The sequence below is a fragment of the Gymnodinialimonas sp. JB5-7 genome (assembly GCF_055693405.1).
This window is the reverse complement of sequence record NZ_JBVFUX010000012.1, coordinates 476770-495179: the sequence shown is the minus strand read 5'-3', so window position 1 is coordinate 495179 and position 18410 is coordinate 476770. Positions and strand designations below refer to the sequence as shown.

Below are 18410 nucleotides of genomic sequence, written 5' to 3'. Positions count from 1 at the left end.
GTTGACGTGCCAATGGTCAGGCCTGTGACCAAAGCGGACGCCCCGCAGCCCAAGGCCGTGCATGACAGATAGATCATTCCCGGGCCCACGGCGCGCGAATACCCCAAGGTTCCAAGGGCGACAGCACCTGTCGCGATGATGCCGATGATGGTTTTCCCGCCGTCTTCCGCAAGCGGGTAGAACCAGGCCATGCCGATTGCCCAGATCGCACCGTCGATCATCGCGCGCAGTTTCATGCGGCGCATGTCTGCGATCGTTCCTTCGCTGTGGTGCAGGGGCTTTGTCCAGAAATAGAGCCACCATGACATGGCCACCATCGCAACCGACCATGCGGCAACCGGGATCCACCCAACGGCCGGAAGAACCTGAACCGCGAACATCGGGGCGAAGATCGTGTTGCACAGCAACAGCCATTGCGTTTCGTCCAGCGTCCCGCAAATCAAGTCGCGCCGGAACCGTTTCGCGGCATCAGGGGGAACTGATCTGCGCGGTAGGGCGCGAAACGGAACAGATCGATCAGGTTCCGTAACCGGAGCTTTGGGGCATTGGGCATGGACACAAGGACTCGGGACTACGTTCACGTTCCCCAACGCCTAGCGTCCACAGGTAAAGATGCGCCTTACCTGAAATGAAGCCTTTTAGGGATTTCGCGCCGGCCCGGTGGGGCGGATTAGTCCATGACCATGAGGAATTGGTCGCGCATCCGTTCGATCGCTGCCTTGTTGCGTGCTTTTGGCACGATGAAGACGGCCTGGCGGGTGTTCGTCGCCTCGGGCCGCAGGAATTCCTCCACGATGTGGTAGGTTTTCCGGCCCATATAGTCGTCGAAGATGATCGCCGTGCCCGGATCGGCGATGCGCAGGCTGGTCAGGAAACAGGCCACGCGGAAGCGTCCGTCGATCAGCACCACCTCGGGTTTGGCGAGGCTGGACCACGGTCCTTCGATATAGTGGATGAAGTTGTGGCGTTTTCGATAGGTGCGCGGCTTGCCCCATTTGGCGACGGGGCCGACATCGATATGGCGCAGGTCATGGACTGTGGGGCGGGTGAGGGCGGCTTGGGTCTGTTCGACCCAGGCGCGGTCCGTTTCGACCCCGATGATGGTGGCCTCAGTCCGGGCGTCCACCCAAAGGGTTGAGGCGCCCAGGCCGTACTCGCCATAGGTGCGGCAGCCTTCCAGTGCGGCTTTGAAAAGGCCGTCTTCTCCGTCGAACAACTCCATCCGCGCAGCCTGCGCGCGGTGGCGGCAGATGTCACGGGACGAGGCGAAGATTGCGCGCTAGGGTGGGGCCAAGCGGCAACGGAGGGTAAGGCGATGCTGTGCAAAATCGGTGATGTCGAAGTGTGGCGCATCCTTGAGATGAACGGCCCGTTTCGCGAGGCGGAGATGCTGTTTCCGACGGCGGGGCCGGACGTGGCGCGGATCATGAACGAGATGGCGCCGGGGCAGGTGGATGCCGCGGGCAAGGTGATCTTGCCGGTCCAGGGGTTTCTGCTGAAGACGCCGACCCATGTGGTGTTGGTCGATGCCTGTGTGGGCAATCACAAGACCAACAATTTCCCCGATTGGAACATGCGCGACACGGGTCGGTTCATGGCCGCGCTTCGAGGCGTCGGGCACGGCGCCGGGGGATGTGGATTATGTGATGTGCACGCATCTGCACACCGACCATGTGGGCTGGAACACGCAGCTGGTCGATGGGCGGTGGGTGCCGACCTTTCCCAATGCCACGTATCTGATGCCGGGATCGGACCTGCCGTTTCTGGAGGAGGTTGGGCCGGATCAATACCGCGAGAGCGTTTTGCCGGTGGTTGAGGCGGGGCAGGTCGAAGAGGTCGGCCCGGATTACAGGATTGGCGAGGCGGTCTCACTCATTGCGACGCCCGGGCATACGCCGGGCCATGTCTCTGTCAGGGTCGCGTCGGGCGGGGCGGAGGCCGTGATCACTGGCGATGCGATCCACTGCACGCCGCAATGCGCCTATCCGGACTGGCATTTCGTCTATGACGCCGACAAGGAGGCGGCGGTTGCCGCGCGGCGGCATCTGCTTGAGACGGTCGCGGAGAGTGGTGCCAAGGTTCTGGGCACGCATTTCCTGCTGCCCTCGACCGGTCGGGTTCGGGCGGATGGGGACGCGTTTCGGTGGGAAGCCGACTGAACGGCGCGCCTAGGGCGCGGTTTTGCGATAGGCCGATGGGGACTGCGCATAGACCCGTTCGAATTCACGATAGAAATTGGACCGGGTGAGAAAGCCTGAGGCTTCCATCACTTGAGTGACGGGATCATTTGTTTCGCGCAACAGGCGCGCGGCATGGGCGAGGCGGAAGCCGTTGACGTATTGCGAGACATTCATGCCTTGCGTCTGGTTGATGGCCTCGGACACCGTTCGGGTCGGCAATGTCAGGCGGCGGGCGAGGCGGTCGAGTGTGAGATCTGTTTCGAGGTAAAGCCGGGTCTCGGTCAAAAGTGCGCGTGCGGCTTGTTCCACTGTCTCGGCCTCGGACGTTGGGCGCTTGCCCTGTGGCGCGCTTGCGGGCGCTGGCCGGCCGGAGAAGGCCATGATGGCCGCGATCAGGCTGATGGCAGAGACAACGGAGCCCACGGAAATGAGGGTCAGGGCATTTTCCGTCTGCCCTGTTGCGAAGCTGACCGCGATGGCGGTGTCGAACGCCAGCATCAACAGCAGCATGCCGGCAGAGACGAGCATCCAGATGCGAAGGCCCCGGGTCAGGTGCAGCGGCGCAAAGCGCAGCGCGTCCGGCCCGCGCCGGTACATCTGGAACAGGAGTGCTGCGTAGATCAGGTAGCTTGCGCCGATGGCGATATCGTAGGCGCCACGAAACTCCGGGATCGCTTGCGGAAGAATGGCCACCGCCAGCCAGGCGCCGATATGGGCCATGATCGGGAGGCGCAAGGCGGCCGGCGTGCAGGTGTAGGTGCGAAAGCCGAGGTAGATCAGCGGCCCGACGAACAGCGGGATCACGCGCTGGATGGGGGCGAGGTGCTGCATCCCGTAGCCAAAGCGCAGACCGGTCAGCAAGGTACCTGCGGCGATCAGGACGAAGACCAGCGTGAAGAAGGTACGTGCCAGGCGATTGCCGACATCCAGCCGCCAGAACATCACGCAGGCCACACCGCTCAGCACGAACGTGAAGATCGGAAGGGGCAGGGCCTGCATCATCTTGTCTGTCCTTCTTCGCGTGTGCGCTGTCCTCGATCGCTGCAGATCGTGTCCCGCATCACGATCAAGGACAGGGATCTGCCCCTCAACCCGTTGTTTTATTGGGGTTTGCGGGAAATGTCTGGGTCATCACTAGCTCGGTTTGAGGAGATAGACCAATGCAGATCAAAACACCAATCCTGGCCGCCTTTATGGGGCTCGTCCGCGTCCGTGGCGATGGCGCAGGACTACAATACTGGCCTGATGCAAATGAATGTGCCCGATGGAGCGCGTCCCTTGGACGGGTTCGCTTTGGTATCCGACGGAAGCGGAGGGGCAAGCCCTGCGCGCCCATGGCAATGCTGTGTGGGAGGCTATTCGCGTCATTGCCGGATGCGGAGCCTGCCGGGGGTGCGCGCCCGCTTGTCGTCTTGTCCCACGGCATGTTCGGCAATGCGCGCAATCAGGCCTGGCTGGCGGCTGAGCTGACGGCGGCGGGCTATGTTGTGGCGGCGATCGATCACCCCGGCACCAGCACGTTCCAGCGCGACCCCGACGATGCGCGGGAGCTGTGGGAGCGACCCCATGACATCAGCCGGACCATCGACCACGTGCTGGCGATGGACGCGGTCGAGATCGACGAAGACCGGATCTTCATGGCGGGCCATTCGCTTGGCGGATGGACGGCTGATGATGCTGGCCGGTGGCCAATACGATACCGCCCGGATTGACGGCTTTTGCGCCGCAAACCCCGATGATCTGGTCTGCGGCATCTTTCAGATGTGGCAGGTGGGTATGGCTGAGGCCGATCGCGCGGTCATCGCGCAGGATTGGTCTGACCCAAGGTTGGCCGGTGTCGCGGTTTTTGATCTGGGGGGCACGCAGACCTTCTCGGACGAGAGCCTTGCCGGGATCGAGACGCCCTTGATCGTGATTCGGTGCACCCATCGCAAATTCGGGGATCGATCTGGATGTGGAAAGCCGTGCCTTGGTCGCCCGCTTGCCGGACGGGTTTCGGTATATCGAGCCTGAGGGGCTGGCGCATTTCGATTTCCTGGGGCTTTGCACCGAACAGGCGATTGGCATCCTGACGGAGGAAAACCCCGAAGATGTGATGGTGTGCGAGAATGGTGGCGCGGACCGTGCGGTCGATCACGCGATGATCGCGTCCGAGGTGATTGCCTTCTTTGATGCGCAGTCTGGCGGCTGATCCAAGAAAGCACCAGAGGGGCATGGCCGGTCGCCGTGCCCCTTTGACCCTGCGTCACAGTTCCCGCCTTGCCCCCTGACGCTTAGGCTGCTGGCATGGTCCGCATCCGGGAGGGGCATTCATGCTGCGCGTTTTGAAATGGGTTGGTCTGGCCATCGTGGCCCTTGTCGCGGTCTTGCTGGTGAACACCTTCCGGATGTCCCCGGAGTCGGTGGAGGTTGCGGCAATAGAGGTGCCGGACGTGGATCCGCTTGCGCGTGGCCGAGCAGGTGAGCCAGGCGATCCAGTTCCAGACGATCTCTCACCCGTTGGGCGCGCCGGATCGGCCAGACGATTATGGGGCGTTCCTTGACTGGGTTGGCACGACCTTTCCCCATATCGAGGAGGCCATGGACCGCACATTGGTGAGCGGGTTCACCCCGATCTACCACTGGGAAGGCGGCGATCCGGATGCAGGTGCGATCCTGATCAGCGGGCACTACGACGTGGTCCCGATCGAGGGCGATTGGTCACGCGACCCCTGGGCCGGCGAGATTGCCGATGGCTATGTCTGGGGCCGAGGCGCCATGGACATGAAGGGCGGTTTGGTGGCCTTGCTGCATGCGGTTGACCGTGTCGTGGCAAGTGGATTCGCGCCGCAGCAGGACATCTACATTGCCCTGACGCAGGACGAGGAAATCGGCGGGCAGGGTGGCGCGGCGGCGGTGGCGCAATACATGCTGGACGAAGGTATCGAGATCGACTGGACGCTCGACGAAGGCTCCTTCGTGCTGCGCGATATGTTGAGCGGGATTTCCAGCGACATCGCCATGATCAATCGTGGCCGAGAAGGGCTATATGACCGTCCGCATCACGGCGACGGCTGATGGCGGCCACAGCTCCATGCCGCAGAACGACAATGCGATTGCGCAGCTGGCCGAAGTGATCAGCGCCTTGCAGGCCAATCAGGTGCCCGGCGGTTTGGATGGCGTGACGGGTGATATGTTCGACACGCTCGGGCCGCATATGAGCTTTGTGGAACGGATGCTGTTTGCCAACCAATGGCTGTTCGCGCCGTTGATCGAGGGCGTCTTGTCGGGCACCAACACAACCAACGCGATCCTGAGGACGACAACCGCGCCCACGATGCTTTCGGGGTCAGAGACAGAGAATGTGCTGCCGACGGAGGCCAGTGTCGTCGTCAACTTCCGCCTGCATCCGCGCGACACGCCGGAGATGGTTCTGGCCCATATCGAGGGGCTTTTGCCCGACGAGGGCTTTGAGGTCGAAACTCTGTCCGCGCGGGTGGCGAGCCCCGTTGCCCACCATGAGGGGCCGGTCTTCGCCCATCTGGCCGATACGGCGCGGCAGGTGTTCGGCGATGTGGTGGTCGTTCCGGGCCTGACCGTCGCGGGAACGGATTCGTCGCATTACGCGGTGCTGACCGATCACAGCTACCGGTTCTTGCCGTTCGTGGCGACCGGGGAGGATGTGGGGCTGTTGCATGCGCCGGATGAGCGGATCTCGGTCGAGAACCTTGGGCTGGCGGTGCAATATTACGAGCTGCTGCTGCGCGGCTTGTGATCGGACGCGGGGCCATTGGCCCGGAGCTGACGGAAATCTGTGGATAACTTTGAGCTGTAACGGGATCGCCATCTCTCTGTTACACTGGGCCCTGCAACTGGGACTGCACGCATAAAACGGATGGTCGGGGTGTTTGCCCGATCGGTCCGTTTGTTCTGTCCAGGGAGACCCAGATGAACCGCAAAGAAATCATTGCCAGCGCAGAGCATGGCAACAAGGCCGAAGCCTTTGAGGCGTTCGACGATATTCCGACCAACCCGAACCTCGGCAATACGATTGGCGACGTGATCAATCGTCGCTTTGGCCGCCGTGAGCTGATGCGCGGTGCCTTGGCCGTGACGGCCACAACGACGCTGTTTGGCACCACCGCGCTGAGCACGGGCCGCGCGCAGGCGGATGCCCATGGCGATCGCTATGCGTTTGACGAATTGGCCTGGGGTAATGACGAAACGCACCACATTGCCGATGGCTATGATGCCAATGTCCTGATCCGTTGGGGCGACCCGATCTTTGAAGGTGTGGCTGAATTCGACCCGATGAACCAGTCCGCCGAAGATCAATTGCAGCGCTTTGGCTACAACAACGATTATGTGGGCTTTGTGGAGCTTGAGCCGGGCCGTGGTGTCCTGTGCGTCAACCACGAATACACGAATGAAGAGGTCATGTTCCCCGGCCTTGGCCGTCAGGATCGCGCTGATTTCGAGGGCATGACGCAGGAGATCGTGGATATTGAGATGGCCGCCCATGGCGGATCTGTCTTCGAGATTGCGAAGAATGGCGATGGTGTGTGGGAAGTTGTGCTGGGAAGCCAATACAACCGGCGTATCCATGCCGGAACGGAGATGACCTTTAGCGGCCCCGCTGCCGGACATGCGCGGATGCAGACGGGCGCAGACCCCGAAGGCATGACCGTTCTGGGCACGATCAACAATTGTGCAGGCGGGATCACGCCCTGGGGCACCTACCTGATGGCTGAGGAGAACTTCCACGGCTATTTCTGGACGGACGTTCTGGATGCCGACGGTGATCCTGACGTGTCGGCGCAGGCAGAGGCCGTGTCGATGGCACGCTATGGAACGCCCGGCGCGCTGGTATGCGTGGGGTCAGTACCATGATCGTTTCAACATCGATGTGGAACCCAACGAGCCCAACCGCTTTGGCTGGATCGTGGAGGTTGATCCGCTGGATCCGAATTCGGTGCCCGTGAAGCTCACGGCGCTTGGTCGTTTCCGCCATGAAGGTGCGGAGTCGATCATCGCTCCGTCCGGCCAGATCGTTGTCTATTCCGGTGACGATAACCGCTTTGACTATGCGTATAAGTTCGTATCCGCCGGAACGGTCGGCGAGGATCGCGCGGCGAATATGCAGCTTTTGAGCGAAGGGACCCTCTACGTTGCGCAATACAACGATGATGGCACGTACCAGTGGCTGCCCCTTGTCCACGGCGAAGGTCCGTTGACCGAGGAAAACGGCTTCATGTCCCAGGCGGATGTGATGATCGACACACGGCTGGCGGCGGACCTGTTGGGGGCCACGCCGATGGACCGGCCCGAGGATATCCAGCCGCGTGAAGGCGGGGCGGTGTTCCTGATGCTGACCAACAATTCGCGGCGCGAAGAGGTCAATGCTGTGAACCCGAGGCCGGAAAGCTATTTCGGCCATATCCTGCAGATGAACGAAGCGGGCGGCGACCATGCGGCGCTGACCGGCACCTGGGATATCCTTGTGCAATGCGGCGACCCGGAGATTGCCGAGGTCGGCGCGGTCTGGAACTCTGCCACGTCCGAGAACGGTTGGTTCAGCTCGCCTGATAATGCGGCGGTCGACACGGCGGGACGCCTTTGGATTTCGACGGACCAGGGCTCTGGCTGGGGTCGGACGGGCAAATCAGATGGCCTCTACTCGCTTGAGACCGAAGGCGATCTGCGCGGCCACGCGAAGCTGTTCTTCCGCTGCCCCGTGGGGGGCGAATTGTGCGGGCCGTACTTTGCCGACAATGACCAGACGCTGTTCCTGGCCGTCCAGCATCCCGGCACCGATGGCACCGGCGAATTTGCAGGTTTCGAGCGTGCCTCGACGTTTGAGGATCCCGCCACGCGCTGGCCGGACTTCGCCGACAATATGCCACCACGCCCATCGGTTGTGGTGGTCACGCGGCAGGGAGGGGGCAAATCGCCGTCTGATCCTCCATGCAAGCCGGGTGAGCGTCCTATCCCCTCTGTCCCGACGTCTCATCCGCTTAATACTGGCCCCGTGATTTGGTTCACGGGGCCCTTTTCACGATGTGCCTCGGCTCAGGTCCAGGTGGCGGGGGCGAAGCGATAGGCGTCGTCCGCACGCAGGATGCGGCCAAAGCCGGGGAAGTGGATGTGGCTGCCGGCTACAAGCATCTGATCCGTGGCCAGCATGTCGAACAAGGCGGCCCGCGATTGCGCCGCCAGGGCTGGGTCAGTGTCGAAACCGAAGCCGACCTCTGGCATTGCGGTGTGCAGATCGGCAGAATGCAGGCTGTCTGCCACCATCATCAACTGCCGGTCGCCGCCATCGATGCGCAGGATGGAATGGCCCGGCGTGTGGCCTGGCGAGATCTGTAGGGTGATGCCGGGGGCAACCTCTGCCCCGTCAGCCACCAGCGTGACCTGATCGCCATACGCACCGAGCGTGCCCTGAGCCATCTGGAACAGGCCCTGAGCCTCTTCCGGGGCTTGCGCCATCATGGCTGTGTCGGACCAAAACCCGGCCTCAACCTCGGCCACGATCAGTTCTGCATTGGGGAAGGCGGGGGCGTTGTCGGCCAAGAGGCCGCCCAGATGGTCGGGATGGGCGTGGGTCAGCAGGATGGTGTCGACATCTCCGGGCGCGACGCCAAGTGCAGCCAGACCCGCCGAAAGCCGCCCGAAACCCGGCCCTAGCATCTGGATATCGCCCATACCGGCATCGATCAGGATCGTGCGATCGGCGGATCGAAGCAGGAAGGCCGACACGGGTGCCGGCAGAACATCGGGGCCAACACCCGCCTCGGCCAGCGTCATATCAATAGCGGCGGCATCCTCGCCGAAGAAGAAGGTACGCCCCAACGGCGCGACGCCGTCGAGGATAGCAGTGATGGTGTAATTGCCAAGCGACGCGTCATAAAGCGCGGGTGCGCCCGACGGGGCTGCGTGGCCATCGGCCTTGGCCAGTGTTGGAAGGGTGGCAGCAAGCAGCGGTGAGGAAAGGGCGGCGGCGCCGAAGGCGCGGCGAGAGAGACGTGTCATGGGAACCTCATAAAGAATCGGAAACGATTAGTTCGTGATAGAAGCAATCGTATAAGATATAATCTACGTCAACGCTTTCTTTTCGGAAGGGCCAGACTCTATGTCTTTGGCCATGAGTAAAACCCAAGACGACATGGCTTTGGATGATCTGATGTGCTTCAGCGCATATCGGCTGAACCTTGCCTTTGGCCGCTATTACAGCGCCGGTTTCGGTGAGACAGGCTTTACCTATGCGAAATTCGTTATCTTGATGGCTTTGGGCGAGGGTGGGGCGCAATCGCTGGGAGAGTTGTCCGCCCGGATTGGAGTGGAGCCGAACTCAATCTCGCCCATCGTGAAGAAGATGGCGAATTTCGGAATCATCGACCGGATACGCGATCCGAAGGATGAACGGCGCATCGTGTTGGAGCTTACGCCTTACGGGCACACGGTTTTAACCGAAGCGCGGCGGGTGGTTCACCAAGGGTGGATGAACCTGGGTCTGGATCCGGACCGCGTGGCAGAAGCGGTCACTGTGATGGAAGAGGCCCGCGCAAAGCTGGACGGTGGCGAGATGCCAAAGATGCCGTTCCCGAAGCGACCGGATGATCTGTCTGACTGATCCCTGAATTTCAGTGCGGCCAACGTGTCGCACCCGATCCCGTTTGCCTTTGCGGGTGCAAGCGTTATCTAAATTTCAGAAATTACTGAAATCACAGAATCGCGCGATCGGGACTGATGAAACTGACGAACTTACAGCAGGATTTTGTCCTGCATTTCGGTGAGATGGGCAGCCGGTGGGGGATCAACCGCACGGTTGGTCAGATCTACGCGCTGCTGTTTTTGTCCTCGGAGCCGCTGAACGCGGAGCAGATTACCGAAGGGCTTGGTGTCAGCCGGTCGAACACGTCGATGGGCCTGAAAGAGCTTCAGGCGTGGAATTTGGTGCGCCTGCGCCATTTCCCCGGCGACCGGCGGGACTATTTCACCACCCCAGAGGATATGTGGGAAATCACGCGCATCCTGATTGCAGAACGCAAGAAGCGCGAGATTGACCCGACCTTAACGAAATTGCGCGAGCTGGAGATGGAGGGGCCCCAAGGCGACGACTATGCCGAGGCCCGCATCGCCGAGCTGCGCGAGATGATCGAACTGATGACCGGCTTCTACGACGACATGCAGAAGCTGGAGACCGAACGGCTGGTCAAGATGATGACCCTTGGCAGCAAGATTGCTGGCCTGATCGACAAGACAAGTGGTGCCCTCACGCTCGGGCGCCGGAAAGAGGTTAAGTGACATGGAAGCGCTCGACACATTGATGCTCAGCCGCATTCAGTTTGCGGCCAATATCTCGTTCCACATCCTGTTCCCGACGATCACGATCGCCTTGGGCTGGGTGCTGTTTTTCTTCCGGGTGCGCTTTGCGCAGACGAGTGATGAAAAGTGGATGAACGCCTACCGGTTCTGGGTGAAGATCTTCGCCCTGTCGTTCGCGATGGGCGTCGTCAGCGGCATCACGATGTCGTTCCAGTTCGGTACCAACTGGCCGGGCTTCATGGAAACCGTGGGCAATATCGCCGGGCCGCTTCTGGCCTACGAGGTGATGACAGCCTTCTTCCTTGAAGCTGTGTTCATCGGGATCATGCTGTTCGGCTTTTCGCGCGTGCCGGGCTGGCTGCACATGCTCGCCACGTTCCTTGTGGCGTTCGGCACCACGATGTCGGCGTTCTGGATCATCGTGCTGAACTCTTGGATGCACACACCGCAGGGCTTTGAGATGGTCGACGGCGTGGCCTTCGCGACCAACTGGTGGGAGATAATCTTCAACCCCTCCATGCCCTACCGCTTTGCGCACATGATGATCGCCAGCTTCCTGACCGTGGCTTTCCTGATCGCAGGCGTCAGCGCGCTGCGGCGCCTGATGGGTGACGGGTCGCGCGAAGTGAAGACCATGCTGAAAACGGGTCTGGTTCTGGGCGCGATGCTGATCCCAGTACAGATCTATGTGGGCGACATGCATGGCCTGAACACCAAGGTCTATCAGCCCGCCAAAGTGGCGGCGATGGAGGGCAATTGGGAGACGGGCACAAATGTGCCGCTGATCCTGTTCGCCTTGCCGAATGAAGAGACGCGGTCGAATGACTATGAAATCGGCATTCCGGGCCTTGCCTCACTGATCCTGACCCATTCGTGGGACGGGGAAGTCGTAGGCTTGAATGAGTTCGTCGAAGAAGACGGCACTGTGATGCACCCACCCGTGGCGCCTGTATTCTGGAGCTTCCGGACCATGGTGGGCACCGGCATGGCGATGTTGGCAATGTCGTGGCTTAGCGTGTTCCTGATGTGGAAACGGCGGCGGATGCACGATGCGTCGACAACGAAGCACTGGTTGGCCGTTGAAGGTTTGCCGAAGGTCATGCTTTACGCGTTGGTGCCGATGGCGTTCAGCGGTTGGGTTGCGACCCTTGCGGGCTGGTACACGACCGAGATTGGCCGCCAACCCTGGCTGGTGAATGGGGTCGTGACGACGGCTGAGGCCGTGGCGCAAGTGCCTGCCGGCATGGTTGCTGGCACGCTGGTCGGGTACCTCGTAGCCTACGCGGCGCTACTCTTCGCCTATATCAGCGTGATCGTCTACCTCGCCCGCAAAGCGGCGCGAGGCGACGATGGCCGCGCGATCGATATGGAACATTCCGGCAAGGCGCAGGTCGCTGCGCTGCAACCGGCGGAGTAAGCACAGATGTTTCCTGATTTTTCCAACCCCGCCGAGTGGCTACCCTGGGCATTTGCCTCGCTGATGGGGTTTTCCATCCTTGTCTACGTCGTCCTCGACGGGTTCGATCTGGGTGTGGGGATCCTGTTTCCCCTCGCCGATGATGCCGAGAAGGACCGGATGATCGGTTCAATCGGGCCGTTTTGGGATGCAAACGAGACGTGGCTGGTGCTGGCGGTCGGGCTGCTTCTGGTGGCGTTTCCGACCGCGCATGGGATGATCCTGACGGCGCTATATCTGCCGGTCTTCATCATGCTGATCGGGTTGATCCTGCGCGGCGTTGCGTTCGAGTTCCGGGCCAAGGCCCATGCCAAGCACAAGCGGCTGTGGAACAACCTGTTCTTCGTGGGCTCCACCCTGACGGCGCTTTCGCAGGGGTTCATGTTGGGCCTGTATATCATGGGGTTGGAACAGACACTGGCCACCTATGCCTTCGGCGCGCTGACCGCCGTGGCACTGGCGGTGGGCTACAGCTTTATCGGGGCGACCTGGCTGATCCACAAGGCAGAGGGCGGATTGCAGCTGAAAGCGGTGCAATGGGCGAAGGAGAGCCTGTGGGGCATCATCATCGGGATCGGGGCGGTGTCATTGGCCACACCGCTGGTGTCGACGCGGATTTTCGACCGGTGGCTGGATTTCCCCAACGCGTTCTATCTGGCGCCGATCCCGATCATCTCGCTGGTGCTGGTGGTGGTGCTGTGGCGGATGATCCGCCAAATGCCGTTCGAGAATGACGCGCGGTCCTGGCTGCCTTTTGCCGTTTCTACTGCGATCTTTGCACTGGCCTATATTGGCCTTGCTTACAGCTTCTACCCTTACGTGGTGCCGGAGCAGCTGACGATTTACGAGGCCGCGGCGGCGCCGGAAAGCCTGATGATCATCCTTGTGGGGGCCTGTTTCGTTGTGCCGACCATCGCGGGGTATTCGGTGCTGGCCTATTACATCTTCCGCGGCAAGGCGACGGCGCTGCGCTATGATTAAGGCGCCGCACCGCTGATCAGGATGCGCAGGCTTCGCCTGCACGCCCTTTGTCTCGCGCCTATTGGCGCTCGGGTTGGGGGGACGCTGTCCCCCGTCGCTTACGCCACTCCCCCTGAGGTATTTCGGACCAGTGGAAGGAGAGGCGCAGCCGCTAGGACGGCTTTGCGTTTTGAAGACAGCCCAGGCCTGAGGCAGGGCGGTCAGAAATCGACGCTGACGCCGGGCAGGTTGAGGGCGGCGACGAGATCGCGGACCTCTTGCCGGGCGGCGACGTTGGAGATGTTGAGCCGCTCAACGCCCAGATCGCGCAGGTCCAGCAGGGTCATGCCCGAGGGGAAGAGTTCGCGGAATATCACACGCTCGGAAAAGCCGGGGGCCACGCGGAAGCCGATGCGGCGGGCGAGTTCTTCCAGCGCTTTGCCGATCTTGCGTTTGTTGTGCATCTGCTGCGAGGGCAGGCGGTTGCGCACGACCACCCAATCGGTGGGTTGAAGGCCGGCTTTCGCGCGCAGCTGACGGGCGTGCCAGACCATCTCGGAATAGACGGACGGGCCCTTGAGCTCATAGGTCTCGGGGTCGATCTTTGCCAGCAAGTCGAAATCGACGAAGCTGTCGTTGAGGGGCGTGACAAGCGTGTCGGCCAAGCTGTGGGCCACCTGGCTGAGGCGCGTGTGGCTGCCGGGGCAATCGATGACGATGAAATCGCACCGCTCTTCCTGGTCGGCGACGGCGGCGGAGAGGCGGCGGTCGTAAATATTCTCGCCTTCGCCGATGTCATCGGGCGACATGTCGGGCAGGTCGAGGACCAACGGGCAGGCGACATTCATGCCTTTGCGGGCGATGGTGGCCTCGCGGTTTTGCAGGTAGCGGTGAAAGCTGCGCTGGCGCAGGTCCAGATCCAGCCCGCCCACCACATGGCCCATCCGCGCCAAGGCCGTGGCGATATGCATAGCGGTGGTGGATTTGCCCGAACCGCCCTTCTCATTCCCGAGCACGATAATATGTGCCATTTGCCTGTCCCGCCTTTTGGCTGTGCGACCCTCATGTGCCGGGCCGCCTTATCTGGGCGCCCTTCATTGACGGGGCGCGAGGTGTTGGGCCGAACTATAAGGGCGGTCTGGGGGGCTGTTAAGGTGAAAGCGCAGGGGAATGGACCGAATCGTGCCACCCGTGCGACGCTTTTGCCGCAACGGGGAGGGGACCTTATGCAGCAGGATCGGTATGGGAATGCCTTGAGCACAGGCTCGGCCGAGGCGGCCATGGCTTATGTGGAGGGTGTGGACCATGTTTTGGGCAACACCTATGGCGGGGTTGAGGCGCTGGCGCGGGCGGTCGAATTGGATGATCGCTTTGCCCTGGGCCACATCGCCCATGCGCGGGCTTTGATGTACGCCAATGACATGGGTGGCGCGCGCGACGCGGTGGGGCGTGCCGTTGCGCTTGCGGACGGGTTAAGCGACCGGGAGCGGTCGCATATTCGCATCTATGAGCTTTTGATGGGCGGCAAACCGGTTGAGGCACGCGCCGCCGTCAACACCCATGTGCGTGACTGGCCCTGTGATCCGATTGTGGCGCAGTTGAACTGTCAGGTGTTTGGGCTGATCGGGTTTTCGGGATGCGCGGGGCGGGAGGCGGAGATGCTTGCCTATACCTCGGCCCTAGCGCCAGCCTATGGCGAGGATTGGTGGTTCCTGTCCGTCCATGCGCAATCCTTGTGTGAGAATGGCCGTCCGGACCGGGCGCTGGAGGTGATGGAACGCTCGCTGGAGTTGAACAATGGCAACGCCAATGCCAGCCATTTCAAATCCCACGCCATGTACGAGATGGGGCAGACGGCAGAGGGCCGCGCCTATCTTGATGCTTGGATGGAGGCGTATGACGCGCGTGGGCTGCTGCACGGCCATTTGTCGTGGCACGCGGCGCTCTGGGCGCTGGAGCAGGGCGATATGGAGGCGTTCTGGAGCTGGTATGACGGCGGTGTTGGGCCGGGCACCGGGCCGGGATCTGCCCTTCCGATCAACGTGTTGACAGATGCGGCGGCGCTTTGTGGCGCGCGGAGTTGGCCGGGCACAGCATCGCGCCCGAACGCTGGCGGGATGTGAGCGCTTATGCCTGCGCGCAGTTCGCCAATCCCGGACAGAGTTTCGCAGACATGCATGCGGCCCTCGCCCATGCAATGGCCGGTGATGGGGCGGCGCTGGCGCGGTTGGTCGAGGCGTCCCGTGGGTTTGCGGCAGACCTTGTTCGCCCCGTGGCCCGAGGATGGGGCGCGGTGGCGCGGCAGGATTGGGAGGGCGCGCTGGACGCGTTGACGCCGGTAATGGCCGATCATGCGCGGTTCGGCGGCAGCCGGGCGCAGCGGGATCTATTGGAGCTGACATGGATGCTGTGCCTGATGCGTCTGGGCCGGAAGGACGAGGCCAAGCGGGCCGCGGCGACGCGGCGCCCGATCTTTGCCGAGGCAGCACCCTTGGCGGGTTATGCCTGAGGCGCAGCAAAGGCCGGGGCAGATCGCACGAGTACGCCCACAAGCGCCGCGCGACGGGCCTGGGGGTCTGCTGGCAAAAGCTGGTCAAGCTGGCTGTCGAGTGCGAGCGTCGCAAGCCCATGGGCAATGGCCCATCCCAGCACGGAAAGATCGCCTTCTGGCTGACCCAGCCCACTGAGCCCTGATGCGGTCACGTCGTTCAGGGGCGCACTTGCGGCGAGAAGCGCTGGATCATCGGCATGCAGATGTTCGGCCCTGAACATTAGCCGGAAGAGGTGCGGTTCCGTCAAAGCGAAATCGAGATACCCGACGCCGACCGCACGAAATTGGGCCATGGGTGTTTCGGCCTGCGCTTCTTCCCTGCGAATATGTGTGAGCATCATCTCGAACCCGCGGGCGGCGACAGCGGTGGCGAGCGCTTTGCGATCGGCGAAATGACGAAAGACGGCGGAGGACGCGACCCCAGCGGCCTTGGCTGCCGCACGGGTAGTCAGCGCCTCCACTCCGTCTGAGCGCACCAAATCCAGCGACTTCTCGACCAAGGCCGCGCGTAAGTTTCCGTGATGATACGGGCGTTTGGCCATAATTTTGCTCCTTATTGTGAGCAACGATCACATTTTTCTGGACAAGGGCAAGGGGAGGGGCATATCTATATGTGAGCAACGATCACATATGCCGTTGAAAGGACATATCATGCCACGTCTTCGCCGTATCGCTATTCTGACTGTCGCTATGCTAGGAGTTGCGGGGCTGGCCGTGATTGGCCTGTCCCGCGCCGCGCCGGAGCGTACCGTTCCACAGCCCTTTGCCGAGCGCGTCGCCTCGGGTGCGGCGTCGCTGATGATGCTGGGAATTGCCGCGGGTTATACCGCGCAAACCGGGCAGGAACTGCCCGAAGACAGCCCACCAGTCTTGCTGCACGTCACCTTTACGGCGGAGGGGGATCTGGACGAATTTGAAGCGCGGATGGATGGGTTTGCGCCGTTCCTGTCAAACGTACCGGGCCTGGAATGGAAAGTGTGGACGCTGGACCGCGTCACGCGGGATGCCAGTGGCACCTATCTTTTTGCCAGCCGCGCCCATGCCGAGATGTATCTGTCCGAGATTTTGCCAGAGGGCATGGGCAGCGTTCCTTATATCAGCGGTATGAACGCAACGATTGGCCCTGTTTTGGAAGGCCCGTCAGGTGTGACGCGCGCTGTTGCACCGGACGCATGATTGCGGATGGGACGGCAAAGGAAAAACGCCGCCCGGGAAGGGGCGGCGTTTTAGAATTGAATGGTTTTGAGCGCTTAGAAGCCCAGACCTTCGTACTTCTTCTTGAACTTTGAAACACGGCCGCCGGTGTCTAGCAGGCGGGCGCCGCCGCCGGTCCAGGCCGGGTGCACCGTGGGGTCGATGTCGAGCGACAGGGTGTCGCCCTCGGAGCCCCAGGAAGAGCGCATCTGAACGATGTCGCCGTTGGTCATTTTCACGTCGATCACGTGATAATCGGGATGCAGATCCTTTTTCATCTCACGTTCTCCTTACGCTTCGGCGCCCTTGGGCGCTTTGTAGTTGGTATCCTCGGCGATCCGCGCGGACTTACCGCGGCGCGAGCGGAGGTAGTAAAGCTTGGCGCGGCGGACACGGCCACGGCGCACGACGGTGATCGCATCGATGTTCGTCGAGTGCAGGGGGAACACACGTTCCACGCCCTCACCGGACGAAATCTTGCGCACGGTGAACGATCCGGCAATGCCGTCGCCGTTCTTGCGCGCGATGCAGACGCCCTCAAAATTCTGAATACGGGTGCGGGTGCCTTCCGTCACGCGGAAGCCCACGCGCACGGTATCCCCGGCTTTGAAATCGGGAATGTCTTTCCCGAGGGCGGCGACTTGTTCCGCCTCGATCTGTGCGATCAGGTCCATCTGATGCGCTCCTTTCATATGGTTCTGCGCGGTTTGCCCGCGGATCATTTCTTTTTTGCCGCCGGACACGTTCCGGCAAACGATCACAGCGGCCCGAGTCGTATGGGGCCGCGTTGGGCACGTGCGGGATGCGTATCACGGCGGCCGAGTCGACGGGGGCGATGCAAGCCGTATTGTCTTGGTGGGGGGTCAAGCCTTATTGTCTTGGTGTTTCATCCATTTCATCCACAAATCGGGCCTGCGCGCCTTGGTCAGTGCTTCTGCCTGCTCCCGCCGCCATTTCGCGACCGCGCCATGGTCGCCGGAGAGCAGGACCGGAGGGATGTCGTGGCCGCGCCATTCAGCTGGCTTGGTGTATTGTGGGTGTTCGAGGAGGTCGTTCTGAAAGCTCTCCTCCTGCGTGCTTTCCGCGTTGCCAAGGACGCCGGGGATCAGGCGGACGGTGGCGTCCAGCAGGACCTGTGCGGCCAGTTCTCCGCCGGTCAGGACGTAATCGCCGATGCTGATTTCTTCGAGCGCGTAGTGGTCGATCACCCGTTGATCGAGGCCTTCGAACCGACCGCAGACCAACGTCATCCCCTCGGCTTGCGCGAAGCGTTCCGCGTCGCGTTGGTCAAAGGGCTTGCCACGTGGGGAAAGGTAGACGCGCGGCCATTTAACAGGGTCCGATGGGCGTGCCCGCCAGTGCCATATCCAGCGCGCGGCCCATGACATCGGGCTTCATCACCAGACCCGCGCCGCCGCCCGCAGGTGTGTCATCGACCTGCCTGTGCTTGCCGGTGCCGAACGTGCGCAGTCCAATGGGCTCCAGCGCCCAAAGTCCGTCCTTCAAGGCCTTACCCGTCAGCGAGGCGCCAAGGACGCCGGGGAAGGTCTCAGGAAACAGGGTCAGTACCTTTGCCGTCCATGCGCCTTTCAGACGAGGACGGTCTGTCATCAGCTCACGCGGTTGGAGGCTGGCGGATTGGCTGAGGCGGCCATGGGACCGGGCAGGTTTGTCATTCATGGGGCGGGTCTACGCCCGCGTGCGCGCGGGATCAATCGTGGCAGATGATGTCAGCATTGTTCAGAAATGCAGAGGTCCCATG

Annotated in this window: 20 protein-coding genes and 2 pseudogenes; 14 read left to right on the top strand and 8 right to left on the bottom strand. The window is 61.9% G+C overall.

Annotated elements, in window-relative coordinates:
- Window positions 1–670: 670 nt before the first annotated feature.
- Complete coding sequence (locus tag ACZ1HK_RS10315) at window positions 671–1222, bottom strand: hypothetical protein (RefSeq protein ID WP_472628645.1); 552 nt, start codon at window positions 1220–1222, stop codon at window positions 671–673.
- A gap of 289 nt (window positions 1223–1511) precedes the next feature.
- Between ACZ1HK_RS10315 and ACZ1HK_RS10310 the strand changes: the two genes are divergently transcribed.
- Window positions 1512–2159, top strand: coding sequence for an MBL fold metallo-hydrolase (locus ACZ1HK_RS10310; RefSeq protein ID WP_472628644.1), 648 nt, complete (start codon window positions 1512–1514; stop codon window positions 2157–2159).
- 9 nt (window positions 2160–2168) lie between these two features.
- On the opposite strand, the gene ACZ1HK_RS10305 is transcribed toward ACZ1HK_RS10310, so the two are convergent.
- Window positions 2169–3182: a helix-turn-helix domain-containing protein gene (locus ACZ1HK_RS10305; RefSeq protein ID WP_472628643.1), complete on the bottom strand. Its 1014-nt coding sequence runs from the start codon at window positions 3180–3182 to the stop codon at window positions 2169–2171.
- A gap of 158 nt (window positions 3183–3340) precedes the next feature.
- Between ACZ1HK_RS10305 and ACZ1HK_RS10300 the strand changes: the two genes are divergently transcribed.
- The 6 genes and pseudogenes from ACZ1HK_RS10300 to ACZ1HK_RS10275 form a co-directional block, all read left to right on the top strand.
- Entirely contained in the window at window positions 3341–3892 is a 552-nt protein-coding gene (locus tag ACZ1HK_RS10300) for an alpha/beta hydrolase family protein (protein ID WP_472628642.1), read from the top strand.
- On the top strand, window positions 3852–4193 hold the full coding sequence (locus tag ACZ1HK_RS10295; protein ID WP_472628641.1) for a hypothetical protein: 342 nt from the start codon (window positions 3852–3854) through the stop codon (window positions 4191–4193). The genes ACZ1HK_RS10300 and ACZ1HK_RS10295 overlap by 41 nt, the downstream gene beginning before the upstream one ends.
- Window positions 4150–4371 (top strand): hypothetical protein, encoded by a 222-nt coding sequence (locus tag ACZ1HK_RS10290; protein WP_472628640.1) that lies wholly within the window; start codon window positions 4150–4152, stop codon window positions 4369–4371. The genes ACZ1HK_RS10295 and ACZ1HK_RS10290 overlap by 44 nt, the downstream gene beginning before the upstream one ends.
- 257 nt (window positions 4372–4628) lie before the next feature.
- Window positions 4629–5237, top strand: a complete 609-nt coding sequence (locus tag ACZ1HK_RS10285) for a M20/M25/M40 family metallo-hydrolase (protein WP_472628639.1) — start codon at window positions 4629–4631, stop codon at window positions 5235–5237.
- Window positions 5209–5934 carry a M20/M25/M40 family metallo-hydrolase gene (locus tag ACZ1HK_RS10280; RefSeq protein WP_472628638.1) on the top strand — a complete coding sequence of 242 codons (726 nt, stop codon included), beginning with the start codon at window positions 5209–5211 and terminating at the stop codon, window positions 5932–5934. Before ACZ1HK_RS10285 ends, ACZ1HK_RS10280 begins: the two co-directional genes overlap by 29 nt.
- Before the next feature lie 173 nt (window positions 5935–6107).
- Window positions 6108–8106, top strand: a pseudogene (locus tag ACZ1HK_RS10275) (PhoX family protein); the annotation flags it as partial.
- A 122-nt stretch (window positions 8107–8228) separates the two neighbouring features.
- On the opposite strand, the gene ACZ1HK_RS10270 reads toward ACZ1HK_RS10275, so the two are convergent.
- Window positions 8229–9191, bottom strand: coding sequence for an MBL fold metallo-hydrolase (locus tag ACZ1HK_RS10270; RefSeq protein WP_472628637.1), 963 nt, complete (start codon window positions 9189–9191; stop codon window positions 8229–8231).
- Between the two features lie 112 nt (window positions 9192–9303).
- On the opposite strand from ACZ1HK_RS10270, the gene ACZ1HK_RS10265 reads away from it, so the two are divergent.
- The 4 genes from ACZ1HK_RS10265 (at window position 9304) to ACZ1HK_RS10250 (ending at window position 12924) form a co-directional block, all read left to right on the top strand.
- Entirely contained in the window at window positions 9304–9792 is a 489-nt protein-coding gene (locus ACZ1HK_RS10265) for a MarR family winged helix-turn-helix transcriptional regulator (protein ID WP_472628636.1), read from the top strand.
- Between the two features lie 116 nt (window positions 9793–9908).
- Entirely contained in the window at window positions 9909–10466 is a 558-nt protein-coding gene (locus tag ACZ1HK_RS10260) for a GbsR/MarR family transcriptional regulator (RefSeq protein WP_472628635.1), read from the top strand.
- A 1-nt stretch (window position 10467) separates the two neighbouring features.
- Complete coding sequence (locus tag ACZ1HK_RS10255; protein ID WP_472628634.1) at window positions 10468–11904, top strand: cytochrome ubiquinol oxidase subunit I; 1437 nt, start codon at window positions 10468–10470, stop codon at window positions 11902–11904.
- 6 nt (window positions 11905–11910) lie between these two features.
- Window positions 11911–12924, top strand: coding sequence for a cytochrome d ubiquinol oxidase subunit II (locus tag ACZ1HK_RS10250; RefSeq protein ID WP_472628633.1), 1014 nt, complete (start codon window positions 11911–11913; stop codon window positions 12922–12924).
- 200 nt (window positions 12925–13124) lie between these two features.
- Here the strand turns inward: ACZ1HK_RS10250 and ACZ1HK_RS10245 are convergent, their stop codons facing one another.
- Window positions 13125–13934 carry a division plane positioning ATPase MipZ gene (locus ACZ1HK_RS10245; RefSeq protein WP_472628632.1) on the bottom strand — a complete coding sequence of 270 codons (810 nt, stop codon included), beginning with the start codon at window positions 13932–13934 and terminating at the stop codon, window positions 13125–13127.
- Between the two features lie 195 nt (window positions 13935–14129).
- On the opposite strand from ACZ1HK_RS10245, the gene ACZ1HK_RS10240 reads away from it, so the two are divergent.
- Complete coding sequence (locus ACZ1HK_RS10240; RefSeq protein ID WP_472628631.1) at window positions 14130–15026, top strand: tetratricopeptide repeat protein; 897 nt, start codon at window positions 14130–14132, stop codon at window positions 15024–15026.
- Complete coding sequence (locus tag ACZ1HK_RS10235) at window positions 14984–15412, top strand: hypothetical protein (RefSeq protein ID WP_472628630.1); 429 nt, start codon at window positions 14984–14986, stop codon at window positions 15410–15412. Before ACZ1HK_RS10240 ends, ACZ1HK_RS10235 begins: the two co-directional genes overlap by 43 nt.
- Here ACZ1HK_RS10235 and ACZ1HK_RS10230 read toward each other — a convergent pair.
- Window positions 15403–15996 (bottom strand): TetR/AcrR family transcriptional regulator, encoded by a 594-nt coding sequence (locus tag ACZ1HK_RS10230; protein ID WP_472628629.1) that lies wholly within the window; start codon window positions 15994–15996, stop codon window positions 15403–15405. The two genes, ACZ1HK_RS10235 and ACZ1HK_RS10230, sit on opposite strands and share 10 nt — an antisense overlap.
- 109 nt (window positions 15997–16105) lie before the next feature.
- Here ACZ1HK_RS10230 and ACZ1HK_RS10225 point away from each other — a divergent pair, with 109 nt between their 5' ends.
- Window positions 16106–16630, top strand: coding sequence for a YdhR family protein (locus ACZ1HK_RS10225; protein ID WP_472628628.1), 525 nt, complete (start codon window positions 16106–16108; stop codon window positions 16628–16630).
- 74 nt (window positions 16631–16704) lie between these two features.
- Here the strand turns inward: ACZ1HK_RS10225 and rpmE are convergent, their stop codons facing one another.
- From rpmE to trmD, 3 genes and pseudogenes are all read right to left on the bottom strand, one after another.
- Entirely contained in the window at window positions 16705–16926 is a 222-nt protein-coding gene (gene rpmE / locus ACZ1HK_RS10220; RefSeq protein WP_368476404.1) for a 50S ribosomal protein L31, read from the bottom strand.
- Between the two features lie 12 nt (window positions 16927–16938).
- Window positions 16939–17322, bottom strand: coding sequence for a 50S ribosomal protein L19 (gene rplS, locus ACZ1HK_RS10215; protein ID WP_472628627.1), 384 nt, complete (start codon window positions 17320–17322; stop codon window positions 16939–16941).
- 189 nt (window positions 17323–17511) lie between these two features.
- Window positions 17512–18328 (bottom strand): annotated as a pseudogene (gene trmD, locus ACZ1HK_RS10210) (tRNA (guanosine(37)-N1)-methyltransferase TrmD).
- Window positions 18329–18410: the final 82 nt, after the last annotated feature.